Source organism: Sulfitobacter sp. D7 (genome assembly GCF_003611275.1).
GTDB classification, from domain to species: Bacteria; Pseudomonadota; Alphaproteobacteria; order Rhodobacterales; family Rhodobacteraceae; genus Sulfitobacter; species Sulfitobacter profundi.
This window is the reverse complement of sequence record NZ_CP020694.1, coordinates 3,009,151-3,025,074: the sequence shown is the minus strand read 5'-3', so window position 1 is coordinate 3,025,074 and position 15,924 is coordinate 3,009,151. Positions and strand designations below refer to the sequence as shown.

General features: G+C 54.8%; 13 protein-coding genes and 1 pseudogene. All 14 read left to right on the top strand.

Annotated features, from left to right (window positions below; genetic code table 11):
* Position 1: 1 nt before the first annotated feature.
* Entirely contained in the window at positions 2 to 1,384 is a 1,383-nt protein-coding gene (secY, locus tag B5M07_RS14720) for a preprotein translocase subunit SecY (RefSeq protein ID WP_120351861.1), read from the top strand.
* The gene (locus tag B5M07_RS14715; RefSeq protein ID WP_120351860.1) at positions 1,381 to 2,028 is read left to right on the top strand and encodes an adenylate kinase; all 648 of its coding nucleotides are present in this window, start codon (positions 1,381 to 1,383) and stop codon (positions 2,026 to 2,028) included. The genes secY and B5M07_RS14715 overlap by 4 nt, the downstream gene beginning before the upstream one ends.
* 261 nt (positions 2,029 to 2,289) lie before the next feature.
* The gene (gene rpsM / locus B5M07_RS14710) at positions 2,290 to 2,658 is read left to right on the top strand and encodes a 30S ribosomal protein S13 (RefSeq protein WP_007118860.1); all 369 of its coding nucleotides are present in this window, start codon (positions 2,290 to 2,292) and stop codon (positions 2,656 to 2,658) included.
* A gap of 15 nt (positions 2,659 to 2,673) precedes the next feature.
* Positions 2,674 to 3,063, top strand: a complete 390-nt coding sequence (rpsK, locus tag B5M07_RS14705; RefSeq protein ID WP_067622222.1) for a 30S ribosomal protein S11 — start codon at positions 2,674 to 2,676, stop codon at positions 3,061 to 3,063.
* Positions 3,064 to 3,177: 114 nt separating this feature from the next.
* Positions 3,178 to 4,194 carry a DNA-directed RNA polymerase subunit alpha gene (locus tag B5M07_RS14700; RefSeq protein WP_007118862.1) on the top strand — a complete coding sequence of 339 codons (1,017 nt, stop codon included), beginning with the start codon at positions 3,178 to 3,180 and terminating at the stop codon, positions 4,192 to 4,194.
* A 163-nt stretch (positions 4,195 to 4,357) separates the two neighbouring features.
* Positions 4,358 to 4,774 (top strand): 50S ribosomal protein L17, encoded by a 417-nt coding sequence (rplQ, locus tag B5M07_RS14695; protein ID WP_067622218.1) that lies wholly within the window; start codon positions 4,358 to 4,360, stop codon positions 4,772 to 4,774.
* A 126-nt stretch (positions 4,775 to 4,900) separates the two neighbouring features.
* Positions 4,901 to 6,274, top strand: a complete 1,374-nt coding sequence (locus tag B5M07_RS14690; protein ID WP_120352285.1) for a trypsin-like peptidase domain-containing protein — start codon at positions 4,901 to 4,903, stop codon at positions 6,272 to 6,274.
* Position 6,275: 1 nt separating this feature from the next.
* Positions 6,276 to 7,040, top strand: a pseudogene (locus B5M07_RS14685) (AAA family ATPase); the annotation flags it as partial.
* A 144-nt stretch (positions 7,041 to 7,184) separates the two neighbouring features.
* Positions 7,185 to 8,348, top strand: coding sequence for a tyrosine-type recombinase/integrase (locus B5M07_RS14680; protein ID WP_120351859.1), 1,164 nt, complete (start codon positions 7,185 to 7,187; stop codon positions 8,346 to 8,348).
* On the top strand, positions 8,345 to 10,594 hold the full coding sequence (locus B5M07_RS14675; protein ID WP_162931878.1) for a hypothetical protein: 2,250 nt from the start codon (positions 8,345 to 8,347) through the stop codon (positions 10,592 to 10,594). The genes B5M07_RS14680 and B5M07_RS14675 overlap by 4 nt, the downstream gene beginning before the upstream one ends.
* The gene (locus B5M07_RS14670) at positions 10,579 to 12,588 is read left to right on the top strand and encodes a hypothetical protein (protein ID WP_120351857.1); all 2,010 of its coding nucleotides are present in this window, start codon (positions 10,579 to 10,581) and stop codon (positions 12,586 to 12,588) included. Before B5M07_RS14675 ends, B5M07_RS14670 begins: the two co-directional genes overlap by 16 nt.
* Positions 12,581 to 13,246: a hypothetical protein gene (locus B5M07_RS14665; protein ID WP_093737966.1), complete on the top strand. Its 666-nt coding sequence runs from the start codon at positions 12,581 to 12,583 to the stop codon at positions 13,244 to 13,246. The genes B5M07_RS14670 and B5M07_RS14665 overlap by 8 nt, the downstream gene beginning before the upstream one ends.
* Positions 13,246 to 13,680 (top strand): hypothetical protein, encoded by a 435-nt coding sequence (locus tag B5M07_RS14660; protein WP_093737964.1) that lies wholly within the window; start codon positions 13,246 to 13,248, stop codon positions 13,678 to 13,680. Before B5M07_RS14665 ends, B5M07_RS14660 begins: the two co-directional genes overlap by 1 nt.
* A gap of 3 nt (positions 13,681 to 13,683) precedes the next feature.
* Positions 13,684 to 15,876 (top strand): AAA family ATPase, encoded by a 2,193-nt coding sequence (locus tag B5M07_RS14655; protein ID WP_120351856.1) that lies wholly within the window; start codon positions 13,684 to 13,686, stop codon positions 15,874 to 15,876.
* Positions 15,877 to 15,924 lie beyond the last annotated feature (48 nt).

Sequence of the window (15,924 nt, the reverse complement as noted above, 5' to 3'; positions counted from 1 at the left end):
CATGGTATCTGCCGTCGAAAACATGGCCGCGAACACGAGCTGGGCCGCATTGGGCAAGGCAACAGACCTGCGCAATCGGATCCTGTTCACACTCGGGCTGCTTATCGTTTACCGCCTTGGCACCTTTATCCCGGTGCCCGGCATCGACGGCGGCGCACTGCGTGACTTTATGGAGAGCGCGGGCCAAGGCATCGGCGGCATGGTGTCGATGTTCACCGGCGGCGCGCTTGGCCGGATGGGTATCTTCGCTCTGGGCATCATGCCCTATATTTCGGCCTCGATCATCGTTCAGTTGCTGACCTCCATGGTCCCGGCGCTGGAACAGTTGAAGAAAGAGGGCGAACAGGGGCGCAAGAAGATCAACCAGTACACGCGCTACGGCACCGTGGCGCTGGCGACCCTGCAGTCCTACGGTCTTGCGGTCAGCCTTCAGGCTGGTGACATCGTGGCCGATGGGCAGATGGGCTTTAGCTTCATCGCCGCCTGTATGATTACCCTCGTCGGCGGCACCATGTTCCTGATGTGGCTGGGTGAGCAGATCACCGCACGCGGCATCGGCAATGGCATCTCGCTGATCATCTTCGTCGGCATCATCGCCGAGGTTCCTGCCGCCATCGCGCAGTTCTTCGCTTCGGGCCGCTCCGGTGCGATCAGCCCTGCGGTGATCGTGGGTGTGCTGGTCATGGTGATTGCGACGATCATGTTCGTGGTCTTCATGGAGCGCGCGCTGCGGAAGATTCACATCCAATACCCCCGCCGTCAGGTCGGGATGAAGATGTATGACGGCGGCACCAGCCACCTGCCGGTAAAGGTGAACCCGGCGGGCGTGATCCCGGCGATCTTCGCCTCTTCTTTGCTGCTTCTGCCGGTCACCGTCAGCACGTTTTCGGGCAATTCCACCAGCCCGGTGATGTCCTGGCTTCTGGCGAACTTTGGCCCCGGCCAGCCGCTTTACCTGCTGTTCTTCGTGGCGATGATCGTCTTCTTTGCCTATTTTTATACCTTCAACGTCAGCTTCAAACCTGATGACGTGGCCGACAACCTGAAGAACCAGAACGGCTTTGTCCCCGGCATCCGCCCTGGCAAGCGCACCTCCGAGTATCTGGAGTATGTGGTCAACCGCATCCTCGTTCTCGGCTCGGCCTATCTGGCGGCGGTCTGTGTTCTGCCCGAGATTCTGCGCGGCCAGTTCGCCATTCCCTTCTACTTCGGTGGCACCTCGGTGCTGATCGTCGTCTCGGTCACCATGGATACGATCCAACAGGTTCAAAGCCATCTGCTGGCGCACCAGTATGAAGGTCTGCTTGAGAAGTCTCAGCTGCGCGGCAAAGGCGCGGGCAAAGGCAAAGGTACACGCAAGAAACGGAGCCCCGTACGTCGATGAATATTATCCTACTCGGGCCTCCGGGCGCAGGCAAAGGCACCCAGGCACGTCATCTGGTCGAGACTCGCAACATGGTTCAGCTCTCCACCGGCGACATGCTGCGTGAAGCCAAGGACAGCGGCACGGAGATGGGCAAGATCGTGGCCGATGTCATGGACCGCGGCGCGCTGGTCACCGATGAGATCGTCATCGGCCTGATCCGCGAAAAGCTTACCGACAAAGCCGAGCATGGCGGCTTTATTTTTGACGGTTTCCCCCGCACGCTGGCGCAGGCCGACGCGCTGGCCGATTTGATGCAGCAAGAGGGCCAGACCCTCGACGCCGTGATCGAGATGAAGGTCGACGATGAGGCACTGGTCGCCCGCATCACCGCACGCTCGACCTGTGCGTCCTGCGGCGAGGTTTACAACGACCTGACCAAGCCGATCCCCGAAGATGGGAAATGCAGCAACTGCGGCGGGACCGAGTTCAAGCGCCGCGCGGACGACAATGAGGAAAGCCTCAAAACCCGTCTGATGGCCTACTACAAACAGACCTCTCCGCTGATCGGCTATTACTACGCCAAAGAGATGCTCAGCGGTGTGAAGGGTCTGGGTCAGATCGAAGAAGTCCGCGGCGCCATCGCGCAGATTCTCGACAAGTGATTTCCCGGCGGTGGGGGCAGGGGCGACGCTGCCTTTCGCTCCGCGCCGCCGATCCTACGGGAGTTTTGTGCAAGGCTTGACGCCCTGCGCAAAACCTCATAGTCACCCCTATCTCGCAAGAGAATCAAATTGCGGCAAGGGTTCCGCCCAGCCCCGTAAGATCACCTGATCAGCCTCAGCCCGATGGCCCAAACGCCTCGGGCTTGTGTTGTGAAAAAAGGGTCTGGAACGACGGACCCGCAACGAAAAGGAATAGCTAACGTGGCACGTATTGCCGGCGTAAACATCCCGACTGCAAAGCGGGTTCCAATCGCCCTCACCTATATCACCGGTATTGGCACCTCCTCCGCCAAAGCCATCTGCGAAGCCGTTGGCATCGACGCGACCCGTCGCGTTAACGAACTGTCCGACGCCGAAGTTCTGGCCGTGCGTGAGCACATCGACGCCAACTACACCGTCGAAGGCGACCTGCGTCGTGATACGCAGATGAACATCAAGCGTCTGATGGACCTTGGTTGCTACCGTGGCCTGCGCCACCGTCGTAACCTGCCCGTCCGTGGTCAGCGTACCCACACCAATGCTCGCACCCGCAAAGGCCCCGCTAAGGCCATTGCTGGCAAGAAGAAATAAGGGAGGGTCTGATCAATGGCACGCGATAAGACAAAGACCAAGCGTAAGGTCTCCAAGAACATCGCCGCAGGCGTGGCGCATGTGAACTCGAGCTTTAACAACACCAAGATCCTGATCTCGGATGTTCAAGGCAACGCAATTTCCTGGTCCTCCGCTGGCACCATGGGCTTCAAAGGGTCACGTAAATCGACACCCTATGCCGCTCAGATGGCCGCAGAAGATGCTGGCCGCAAGGCGCAGGATCACGGTGTCAAGACGCTGGAAGTCGAAGTTCAGGGCCCCGGTTCGGGTCGTGAATCCGCACTCCGCGCTTTGGCGGCTGCCGGTTTCAACATCACTTCGATCCGTGATGTGACCCCGATGGCCCACAACGGCTGCCGCCCGCCCAAACGCCGCCGCGTTTAAGCCGGGACTGTTTTACATGGGGTCGCGCCTTGCGTGCGGCCCCATACCGCTTTTCAGAAACCTCGAGCGTTTGTGTCATTTGGACATGAGGCACAAACAAGGATGGAGGGACGCATGATCCACAAGAATTGGGCTGAATTGATCAAGCCGCAACAGCTTGACGTCAAGCCGGGCAACGACCCCGCACGTCAGGCGACCGTCATGGCCGAACCGCTGGAACGGGGCTTTGGCCTGACCCTCGGCAACGCGCTGCGCCGCGTGCTGATGTCTTCGCTGCAGGGCGCGGCGATCACATCTGTGCAGATCGACAACGTGCTGCACGAGTTTTCCTCCGTGGCCGGTGTGCGCGAAGACGTGACCGACATCATCCTGAACCTCAAAGGCGTCAGCCTGCGCATGGAAGTCGAAGGCCCCAAGCGCCTGTCGATCTCTGCCAAAGGTCCGGGCGTTGTGACCGCCGGTGACATCTCCGAATCCGCCGGTATCGAGATTCTGAACCGCGAGCATGTGATCTGCCACCTCGACGATGGTGCAGATGTCTACATGGAGCTGACCGTCAACACCGGCAAGGGCTATGTCTCTGCCGACAAGAACAAGCCTGAGGATGCGCCCATCGGTCTGATCCCGATCGACGCGATCTATTCGCCGGTCAAGAAGGTTTCCTATGACGTGCAGCCCACCCGTGAGGGGCAGGTGCTGGACTATGACAAGCTGACCATGAAAGTGGAAACAGACGGGTCCATCACGCCGGATGACGCCGTGGCCTTTGCCGCGCGCATCCTGCAGGACCAGCTGGGCATCTTCGTCAACTTTGACGAGCCGGAATCGGCGTCCCGTCAGGACGACGACGATGGTCTTGAGTTCAACCCGCTGTTGCTCAAGAAAGTCGACGAGTTGGAACTGTCCGTACGTTCGGCAAACTGCCTGAAGAACGACAACATCGTCTATATCGGCGATCTGATCCAGAAGACCGAAGCCGAAATGCTGCGCACGCCGAACTTTGGCCGCAAGTCCTTGAACGAGATCAAGGAAGTGCTGTCGGGCATGGGCCTGCACCTTGGCATGGATGTCGAAGACTGGCCGCCAGAAAACATCGAAGACCTCGCCAAGAAGTTCGAGGATTCGTTCTAAGAGACACGGACCCGGAAACTTTTAAAGTTTCCGGGCCGATTTCTTCAAAAGAAATCGGGCACCGTTACGACCGGGCGCACGCCCCAAGGAGAGCCCCTGACACGCATCGCGGGCCAGACAAAGCAAAACCGCCCGTAGAGGGCATCACGATTGGAGTAAGACAATGCGTCACGCACGTGGATACCGCCGCCTGAACCGTACACATGAACACCGCAAGGCGCTGTTCTCGAACATGGCAGGCTCGCTCATCGAGCATGAGCAAATCAAAACAACCTTGCCGAAAGCCAAGGAACTGAAGCCGATCATCGAAAAGATGATCACGCTGGCCAAACGTGGCGATCTGCACGCCCGCCGTCAGGCCGCCGCCAAGCTGAAAGAAGACCAGTATGTCGCGAAACTGTTCGACATCCTCGGCCCGCGCTACAAAGACCGCCAAGGTGGTTACGTCCGCGTTCTGAAAGCTGGCTTCCGCTATGGTGACATGGCGCCGATGGCGATCATCGAATTCGTCGACCGCGACCGCGACGCCAAAGGCGCCGCAGACAAAGCGCGTCTGGCCGAAGAAGACGCCGCAGAATAAGATTTCGCAGATTGCGGAATGGAAAGCCCTGCCATTTGGCGGGGCTTTTTCGTTGGGGCAGGGATATTTCAGGCTTCTTCCAAATGGGAGTTGCAGCAGCCAAACCGACTGCGCATATCTGAGGGCATGAGATATTTCGCGATGATCCTAATGCTGCTTGCCGCCCCTCTGGCCGCGCAGCAGGTGCCCAGTTCCGCCGCCCAGATGCAGCTAAGTTTCGTGCCGCTGGTCAAACAAGCCACGCCCGCTGTGGTCAACATCTACGCCCGCATTATGACCGAGCCGCAGCGCACACCGCTTCAACGCGATCCGTTTTTTGAGCGGTTTTTCCGTGATCCTTTTTCAGAACGGCCCCGGGTGCAGAACTCACTTGGTTCAGGGGTGATTCTTTCGGCGGATGGCATTGTCGTGTCCAACTACCATGTCGTCGGCACCGCGACCGATATTCGCGTGGTGCTGAACGACCGCCGCGAATTCAACGCCCATGTGCTTTTGGGGGATGCTGACAGCGATCTGGCGATTCTCAAACTGGAGGGTGCAGAAGACCTGCCGTTCCTTGAATTGCGCGACAGTGATGCGGTCGAGGTGGGCGAACTTACCTTGGCTATCGGCAACCCTTTCGGTGTGGGCCAGACCGTTTCGAGCGGCATCGTCTCGGGCCTCGCCCGGTCCGGCGCGGCGAATAATGGCGGGCAAGGTTATTTCATTCAGACCGATGCGCCGATTAACCCCGGCAACTCCGGAGGCGCGCTGATCGACATGCAGGGGCGGCTGATTGGAGTGAACACCTCGATCCTGACCCGCTCAGGCGGCAGCAACGGCATCGGCTTTGCCATCCCCGCCGATCTGGTCGCGGCCTTTGTCGAACAGGCGCGCGCAGGGGAGGCGGTGTTCAACCGGCCTTGGGCGGGATTGGCGGGTCAGCCGGTGGATGCAGATATGGCGGGGCCTTTGGGGTTGGATCGGCCCGGGGGGATCATTGTGTCAGGGCTGCATGCCGCCAGTCCTTTTAACGCGGCGGGGCTGCGGGTCGGGGATGTTATCGTCAGCGTGGATGGCCAAGCGGTGAATACCCCGTCCGAGATGATCTACCGCATGTCAGTCGCCGGTCTGGGCCATTCTGCGCGGATCGGCGTGATGCGCGATGGGGTGCCGCAAGAGATGACCGTGGCGCTGATCGCCGCGCCGGATGAACCCGACCGCGCCGAGGTTACGCTGGGTGCGCGGAGCCTTTTGCCGGGGTTGCGGGCCGCGCGGATCAATCCGGCGGTAATTTCCGAGCTTAACCTGCCGCTGGAGAGCAGCGGCGTCGTGGTGATGGATGGCGGCCGCTTTGGCGCGCGCGTCGGGCTCCGGGACGGTGATGTGATCTTGTCTGTGAATGGGGTAGAGGTGGCTGAGACCCGCACCTTGGTTGCCCTGTTATCGGGCGAGGTGCGGCGCATGCAGATGGTTATTCAGCGCGGCGACCGGCGTGTCGCTCTGCGGTTCAGGGGGTAGCGTGGCGGATCTATTTGGTGACGGCGACCCAGCGGCAGAGGCCGGGCACCGCCCCTTGGCGGATCGGTTGCGGCCGCGCGCGCTGTCCGAGGTGATTGGGCAAGAAAAAGTGCTTGGCCCCGATGCGCCGCTGTCGGTGATGTTGGCCGCGGGCGCGCTGTCTTCGCTGATCTTCTGGGGGCCGCCCGGCGTGGGCAAGACCACCATCGCGCGGCTTCTGGCGGATGAAACCGATCTGCATTTCGTGCAGATCAGCGCGATTTTCTCGGGCGTGCCGGAACTGCGCAAGGTTTTCGACGCGGCCAAAATGCGGCGGCGGCAGGGGCAGGGGACGCTTTTGTTCGTCGACGAAATCCACCGTTTCAACAAGGCGCAGCAAGATGGGTTCTTGCCGCATATGGAGGATGGCACGATCCTTCTGGTCGGTGCCACCACCGAGAACCCGAGTTTCGAATTGAACGCCGCTGTGTTGTCCCGCGCGCAGGTGCTGGTGCTGGAACGCCTGCCGCTCACCGATCTGGAGCGATTGGCGCAGCGGGCGGAGCGCGAGTTGGGCAAGCCCCTGCCGTTGCAGCCCGAGGCGCGCGAGGCGCTTTTAGAGATGGCCGATGGCGACGGGCGGGCGCTGCTCAACCTGATCGAGCAGGTCACGGCGTGGAAAGGCGATGCGCCGCTCGACCAGGCGGGGCTGTCGAAACGCCTCATGCGGCGGGCCGCGCAATACGACAAATCGGGGGATTCGCATTACAACCTGATTTCATATTTAACTCTATAGACCAAAGCAAAAAAATACCCAAACCAGCGTTTTGAGGGTCGTTTCGACGACGGGGTATATTTTTACGGCAAAATGTAATATTGAATGGTGAATTAACTACCTGCCCACAGCCTGCAGATCATCATCAGGAGCAGTATGAGCGGATTTGAGGTTGTCACTTGCGAAGTCGAACACCAAGGCATGGTGAGAACCGTCAAGATGATCCGAGACGGTGATACGCTCGCACCCTACTTCCCTGCGTCTATCTGGCTCATGAATGAATACTACCGGAAGCCGAGAGGCTATGATCAACTGGCTCACCAAGTCGCAAATTTCCTGAACTTTGCCAAAAGCAAAGGGATAGAGCCTCTCCAAGTCGATGCGTTCTTTCTCGAAGCATACTTAGACAAACATCTCTTTCAAGAGAAGCGATTAGAAGCGACTACCGTTGAACACTATCACGGGTTCATCGCAAAGTTCTATAGGGCGATGGAGCATCTGGGGTTCATTGAGAAGGCTATAGAGGTATCGGAATACATAAATCATAGTCTGCAAGAGGAAGTGAATCTGGCGGCCGGAACAAAGAATTCACTCGATCCGTTTGGCCTTTACGCGAAATACCTTTCCTATAAAGACTTCGAAACCCTCTCTGGTTACGTTGTTAAAAAGAACGCGAGGCTAAGAAGGCGAGATGAACTCATACTTCGCGTAGCCTACGAGACCGGTTGCCGCGGCGCTGAAATCGTTGATCCCGACAACTTCAGTATTCCAAGAATTAGGAGTGAGCTGAAGAAAGCTGAAAGCAGCCAGAGAAACGAATTTTTATACGCAATCATTGGTAAGGGGCGGGGTTCCGGAAAGGTACGGAAGATTGCTTTCCCAACTGCCTTGGCGAAGGATATCCTCCGCTATGTTAATACCTTTCATGTGTCGGGCGATATTGCGTTTGGGTCGGCGCGCGACATAAGATTAAGCACGTCATATCCGTCAAAAATTTATAAGTCTTGCAAGGACGCCATACTATTGAATGGGAATGCGAACACTCCCAATCTCGATATGTGGATACGGCATAGCCGGACACGGACATTCCACGGATTGAGACATACCTACGCGACTAACCTTGCGAATAGGCTTCGCGCTTTGAACGAAAACTATGAGCAGCTTAGAGAGAGGTTAGGGCATGAAAGTCTCGACACCACGAATATATACATCAACTTCGAAATCCTTCTCCATGGCAACGCTGAAGAACAGAATGCCAAAATGGTCGATCAAACATCTGATGCCAGCCAAGTCCGCTACGTGACGGAGGAGTTTGAATGACTAATCGATCTTCATTTGCGGAAGCGCGTTTAATTCGTGGAGGCCTTACTGAAGAAGAGAGCGACTATGCTGCAGAATACCGTAGCAACGTCCAGAATGTACCAGGCACATTGAAGGGGGTGGCACGGATTGGTGTAGATAGCCTCGGCGTGGTTCAAGAGGTTGGCGTCCCTGCCCAACTACGATGCCACCGATATATCGGGCCGATGATTGCAGTCATAAATTCCCCAGAATCGGGCATCACAGCTTCCCGTGTGCCAAGTTATAAAAGAGCATTTGAATATATAGTGAAGGTAGCGGTCAGCGGTGAAGAATCAGACAGGCGTTATTTTGGAAGAGCGCTACTCAAGCGTTTAAAGTCTGAGTTGACATCAGAATACAGCATCAAGGCAAGCATGGACGACGCCAAGAGGCTGTTCAATAAAGCCGCCGATAAGAGCGATGATCTAAAAGTGAAGCGCGAGATCAGAACCCTTATCGGGGGGAAGGGGGCAAAAGCCCTCGATAGCGGCTATTGGCCAAACCTAAGAGCGGTAGAAAGATACCCGACCAGGTCTCTCGAAGATGTATTCGGCGATAGTCTTAACTATACGAATGAGCAGTACATCGATGCTGTTACTGATTATGCATCTGCGTTTATCCGAAAATGGTCAGATGTTCGAAAGCGACTTCGGAACGAGCATCCAGAGCTATATGCTAAGATCTGCGATGCGGTGACGCGGATCGGCGTGGAACGGCTCAGGAAGATTGAAAGAACACAAGCGTACTCACCCAGAGTTCTGAAATGGGAGAATGAGTGGTTCGAAATCTTGGGTATTAACATCGAGATTCTGGTGGCTATGGATGATGCGTTTCTCAATGCAATCGCAATGTCCCAATGGCGGAAGTCAATACATTTCGAACGTTTTTCATCCGCAGTGAATTTGGCCAAAAATGGAGCGAAGGGTTTCGCAGACCAGCTTTTAAAAGTCACTGCGTCATGTTCATACCCGAAATCTCAATGGTCTGTTTGGGAAAATGGAGGGAAGAATTTCTCCATTATGTCCAGATTAATGCTTTCACTTCTCGACTTCTTAGGCCCCAGTTTGGAAGAAGAGACGTGCCTTGTCTGGCTGTTGGCATCACGAAGAATTCAGTTGTCTAACACGGTTCGCCTCAAACGGGCGCAAATTGATGAAGATGCGACAGGAATTTGGATTAGAAGCTTCAAGGGGCGGAGTGGTAAGGCAGAGAACGTTTGTATTAAGAAGAATACAAGGATGGGTCGAGCGCTTAAAGCATATCTGTGGGACTATGATCAGCGCCCATTGGGGAATGTCGTTTCTGAAGCGATGATATCACCCTATAAACCGCAGACTTCCCGTTTTAGCTCCACCTGGAATTTCTATCATTTGGCTTTTTCCGATCACTCGGAAGGGCTGATCGAGTACGGTTTGTCAGACGCAAACTTAATTGTAGTTAAACAGATATACTTAAGCGTCGTTCAAGTCAAACGTCAGAATGGCAGAGCGTTTAATTTTGGTGACGTCGAAAGGCGTACGGCTAAAGCGCTGCTTCCTTCGGCAATTGCTCAGTCGCATGTATATGCGGAAGAAGCAAAACGAGGAGGATTCATTAAATCCACTACGCTGCTGAAGTCCTATTACAGTGAAGATCCAGATGAACTCTCACGACAAGCGCAGAATGAATTTCATACATTGAAGACCCGTGAGGAAATCTATCGGGCGCGGTCGAGAGATAAAGTGAAGCTGAGGAAGGGCAGGGCGTTTGCCGCCGCCGTGTCAGAGGAAATGGCCAGTATTTCACATGATATTATTGGTGAATGGGAGGAGAGAACAAGCCCGTTTTCAGTTTCTGCTTTAGTGGATTTTATAGGCTTGCGGGGAAGTAGTCTCGAAGCTCCTCCCGAAACAATCCTAGCGGCCGCAAAGGCAGAGAAATTTATTGTCGAAAAAAGCGGTTTGATTAAAAAGGATGGAATGATTTATCTCTTCGATTCCGGTCTCACGGCTCGCATGATGATGGAAGAGGTGCGCCATATCGAGGGAGAGTTAGAGGGTCTTTTTGCCACCCAAGACCTCGACAAGGCTATCAATGCGTGGGCAAAGCTTAACTTTCTTGAGTTGCTCCTGAAGCGCTTCAGTGCTGTCAGTCTGAAAGATGCATCTGAAAAATATGGGCATTTGGAACGCAGGATACCACATGCACCGATATCGGAAGGGGGGAACTCATGGATCGTGGAATGATAGATGCTGCTAGTTCGTCTGACGGTGCTCCTCTCATTGACTCTTCTTGTTACGCCAAGAACCCAGGTAAGTATTTCGACGATATTTGGTTTATTCATCACGTCGATTCGGGCGAGGTAGTGAAAATTGACTTTAGGAGTCGTTTCGGGGAGCTTCGAAGCTGGCAGCAGCTGGTCGCAAAGAATATTGTGTTCTTGCGTTGTGAAGGGGTGGATGATGGCTTTGCGACTGTGCAGAGTCCCAGAAGCATGAGTTCTACCTATGGTAACATTGCCTCAGTATTTCATTTCATGAACAGTAAGTTTCAGGGGCGACTGCTAGCTGATCTCTGTGAGAGTGAACTTATAGAGCTCGTGATACACAATATCGATGGTTCGATTGCTCGGGGGCCCACGGTGTTCAGTAGAATTCGTCTACTTGCGTGGATGTATGATTTGCGGTACGCGGAGCACCGTTTGGTGCCTGAGCAGTACTTACCGGCGTCTAATCTAAGTGGGCGTTGGGAAGACCTTTGCTCAGTATGGGTGAGAGATGCCGGCGAAAGCTACGCAGATTGGCGGGCTGGCGGAAGTTTTTCGATCGTTCCTTTCGAAATTGCTTTGGCTGTCCTAGGTTATTGTTTCCAGCTGATAAAATCGGATGAGACCAAATACGTCCTCGCGTGGTTTCAAACGGAACGAAGGCTTCGCGAAGAGGGAAGGCTTCCTAGTTGGAAGACCGCTGGCCAATTTTTCTCAAATTTTGGTGAACGGAGCACATGCTATGGCAGCCGATTAAAGGCTTGGTCTGTAGATCAAGTGTTCTTCGAGGAGCTTTGCAAGTGTTACCCGAACGTGAAGTCGAGAGATCAGCTTCCCCTTCCATCAATCCCATTCTCGATTGGCACACATTCAATTAAGAGTTCAATTACCCGAAAGGGGGACCATCTTCTTACAGCATGTTATTTGGCGATTCTTATTTTGACTGGTATCCGACATAGTGAAGCGAGCGGAATGGCACGCGACGCGTTCGAGAAAAAGGGGGCGGACTATATCTTCGCGTCGAACATCGAAAAAACCAACCATGGGGTCGTTACGGATCGGCATGTTTCGGCTGCTGTCGCCGATTTTATCGATGTCCTGGATGGTCTAGGTGGCGTCGGCTTGACCTGCGAGAGGAGGAAAGAGCTTTTCTCCTACTTTAGGTATAGTTTCAACTCGCAGAACCAGCCGGTATACTCTCTGAATAAAAACGCTATTAACGTTACGATGCAGGTTAATTCCTTCTACGAGATTTTTCTTGAGGGACAGGGTGATGATGTCCGTAACTACTGCCCGCACGTAACAGCTCATGGATTCCGCCATGCTTGGGCCGAGTTTGCCATGCGCCGTTTCGATGGAAATATTATGCCACTTATCCGCGATCATTACCGGCACCATTTCGGGTCGAAAATGACTGGAGTCTACACGCATAATAAGGTCGAGCTGTCGGAGTATCAGCACCTTGGTAGGCGCCAGATTTTTGAACTCGTCAGTCGATACGTAGATGGTGCTGCCACCCTCCATGGGCAGCTGGGTGAATTCCTCACGAGGCAAGCGGACAATATTGGTTTAGTCGAGATGCACGATAAGAGTGCGCGTGATGCAACCATTAGGCAGATTATAGAAGAGCATGTTGGCGAGCCGATTGTCACCCCTCATGAATATGGTTTATGTGTTTTGACTGAGAACACAAAACAACTCGCGAATTGCCGTGACGAAGCGGGTATTCCAAGAACCCAAACGGCTGATGTAGATAGCTGCGTAGGGTGTGTAAATAGTTGCATAATAAAACAAACTGACAACAAGGATGATCCTCACTTCCTGACATTAAAACGACGTCTTGCGACCTACCGAGCGGAGGCTCAGGAATGGCAAGGCAATGATCTGATCGGCCCACTGTTCGTTGATGGCGCTCAAAAGACTCTTAGGGCTCTGGAGGCTCTGGTGAGAAAAATGGAGAAGGTGGATGTCTGACCTTGAAATGGAAGATTTTGATCTCGATTTCTCTCCTCAGCTGCCTGACAAAGCTCGCCCGCCTCTCTGGTATTATGATGCTGATGTTGCGCAAAGCTACAAAAGCATTGTGGATGTCGCACTCGTAGCGTTCGAGAAGAAGCTGGCATTCACCCGGGGATTGAAGCCCGGACGCACAGTCAAAATCAAGGAGTGGAAATTGGTCGCCGCAACTCTCAACAAAGCAGCGGGGCTCAACGAGGGACACCTCAGAAATAAGGATCGGCGAGATGTTCTGCGCACTGTAGAGTTCATAGGGTCGCTGAACACGCGCTTGGAGGCCGCGATCAAGGCCCGGAGTTTGAGCAACGCTAGGCCCTCAGCAACTGAGAGAAAGGCCGCCTACTCGGCCCTGCTTGAAAAGTATCGTAAGCTCGAGCAGATAAAGCTTTCGGAATATGCCAAAGCGGCGTTCGAGCAAAACATGGCCGATCGCCTAGCGTCCCAGAACCATTCCTATGTTTCGCTATTCCAACAGAACAATCGTCTTCTCGAAAATAACGCCAAGTTGGATGAGGATGTAGAGCGACTACAAGGGAAGCTTGTTGAAGCATACGAAGAGATCAGCAGGCTTAAAGATCAGTTGAGGACCAAGTTCCAGATGAAGGTGGCGGAATAATGTCTAGCGGTCGGCAATTAGGGAGCGAGAACTTTGCTCGCTTCGTTGCATGGGTCTCTGAGCGGGAAGCGCGGGGTGATCATGCGGACTATATTCGTCGGGGTAAGCTAAACCGCAAGGAGGTTGCCACTGAGCTTGGCTTCAACAGACGTTCATTTGGACAGAACCCCGCCATCAAACAACTCGTCGAAGAACTCGACGTTCGATGGGGTTCGCAACATCCAGCCCTATCCAAATCCATCGCTGAGGAAAGCGCCGCGAGGGAAAGAGCCAATGATCGAATGAAGCGCACAGCGACGTCGAATTCGAAGCTGTTGCAGCGGATCGCAAGCTTGCAAGAGGAGAACCGACAATTGCGCCGTGAACTCGAAGAGGTGAAGCATTTCAAGTCGGCGAGAGATGCCTTCTTGGAGACGACGAAAGACTTCCGCTGACCCATGCTCATCCAGGTATCGAAGAGGCGTCGAAATGGCTCTGTCACCGCCATGCGCATCGCAGCTGATGGCAGCGTCATACACGTGGCGAATAGCCTCTCTGTTTCGCTGCCAGAAGCCTGCAAGGATGCTGCCAAGGTTGGTTCCTTGTGGGAAGTCGACGGGCCGACGGCACAGACAACGTTCACGGCCGGCGGATACACAATCATCGAGGATCATCTCGAAGCCCATACAGCTCGGTTCGTAAAGCCAAACACTCGCTTGCTGGAAACGTGGCTCCAGAGAAACGTGAAGGGCATTGGGGAGGTCAAGGCTGGTCGCCTGGCCCGCAATCCTCGCTTGATCGAGATCATCGAGGAACGGGACATTAGCTCGCTTTTGGAGGCTGGGGTTCCGAGTCGGTCCATCGGCCCACTGCTACTGGAATTCCCAAGCGATGCCTACATGGCAGCTATCAACTGGCTTGCTGATCACCATCTGCCGGTAAAGCTGGCTGAAACGCTTTCGGCGGTTTGGCGTGAGAAAACCATCGCGATGTTGAAGGAGAACCCGTTTCGGCTGCTGAACTTCGACGTCCCATTCGAGCTGTGCTGCAAGATTGCAAAGGGGTTGGGCTTTGCCTCGGATCACCCGAAATACCAAGCTGCGTTGGCAGCTGATCTCATTTCGCAATATTGTCGCGCTACGTCATCGACTTTGATGCTACGGCCTGCGTTCGAGAAGAAATGCAGAGAGATGGGTGTCGACTTCAATGTCGTCCTGCGGCACGCGATGGAACAGGAACTCATCGGCTATATCCGTGGCGAGGACGGCTTTCAACTTGAAGGGGAATTTCTGCTTGAGGCCCTTACGGGGCAGAGGCTGCGTGATGCAATCCTTCGACCGCCGGGCGCGGGCAGCAGCGCGGCGGATTGGGAGTGCAATCTAACCGTTGAGGCGGTTACGGAGCGATTGCGCGAATTTGAGCAGACCATTCAATTCAGGCTCACGGATGAGCAAAGGCGTGCGGTGTTGCTTGCGTCAAGTATGAACGTGTTCGCGCTATCGGGCGGAGCAGGGACGGGCAAGACGACAATCCTTCAGGCTATCGTGACGGTGTTGGAGAGGGTCTCCTTTGGTGTTGATATCTTCCAGGTCGCGTTGTCAGGGCGGGCTGCACAAAGGATGGTTGAAGCCACTGGTAGACCTGCTTCGACAATTGCTAAGTTCTGTGCGGACATGGCAAGGAAGAAGCAGGACCAGCGTCCCGACCATTGCATCGTTGTGATCGATGAAGCCAGTATGGTTGATCTATATTCCATGCACGCCCTTCTGCTACACCTACCTGCTGCCACGCGTTTTATCTTCGTAGGTGACGTGGACCAATTGCCGCCCGTCGGGGGCGGCCTGTTGTTTCATAACATTATGAAATCGACCTTCCCGGCCGTCGAACTAACTGAGGTGAAACGCCAAGGAGCCGAGAGCGGAATTCATCGGTTTGCAACGGCGGTGAGGCATCAACACGGGTGCATAGCTTTGCCTGACTATCAGGAGGGAGTGGAAATTGATTGCGCTGTCCTACGACGCGTCGACCCAGATGAAATTGGTCAGTTGTTCCAGGTTCACGGGGGGGCTGAACGGTGCGCAATTCTAACCTCGATGCAAGCTGGCGAAGCTGGTGTCGGAAACCTGAACATGGGCATGCAACGCCGGCTGGGCTTCAACCGTCCTGTAGTTCGTCTAGTCCATGAGGACGGCGTCTATGACTACGTAAGTTTCACAGGCAGCAAGTTCTACCTGAACGATCCAATCCTCATAACAAAGAACGACTACGACATTGGCGTTAGAAATGGCGATCTCGGCACCATCGTGGAGATCTTCGATGAACAAACCGAGGACGGGCACCTTGGCTGCGTTAAGATCGGCGGCCGGATGTTCGATCTAAATGCAGACCTGTTGGACAAGATGAGCCTCGGTTACGCTATGACCATCCATAAGGCGCAGGGGTCGCAGTGGGAGAACGTAATCCTCGTCTTGAACAGAAGGGCAACGCACATGCTGGATAAGACGCTGCTCTACACGGGCGCGACACGCGCACAGAAGAAACTAATTGTTTGCAGTGAGGATATGGGCCTGGTCCAGCAAGCGGTGGATCGAGGCTCAATCGCCCTCCAGCGAAAGACTAACCTTTTACAGCACCTGGACGCGGACTTCTAAGGTGGCCCGAATTCGATGCACGTTTGTCGCGAACCTCGAACGAAGACC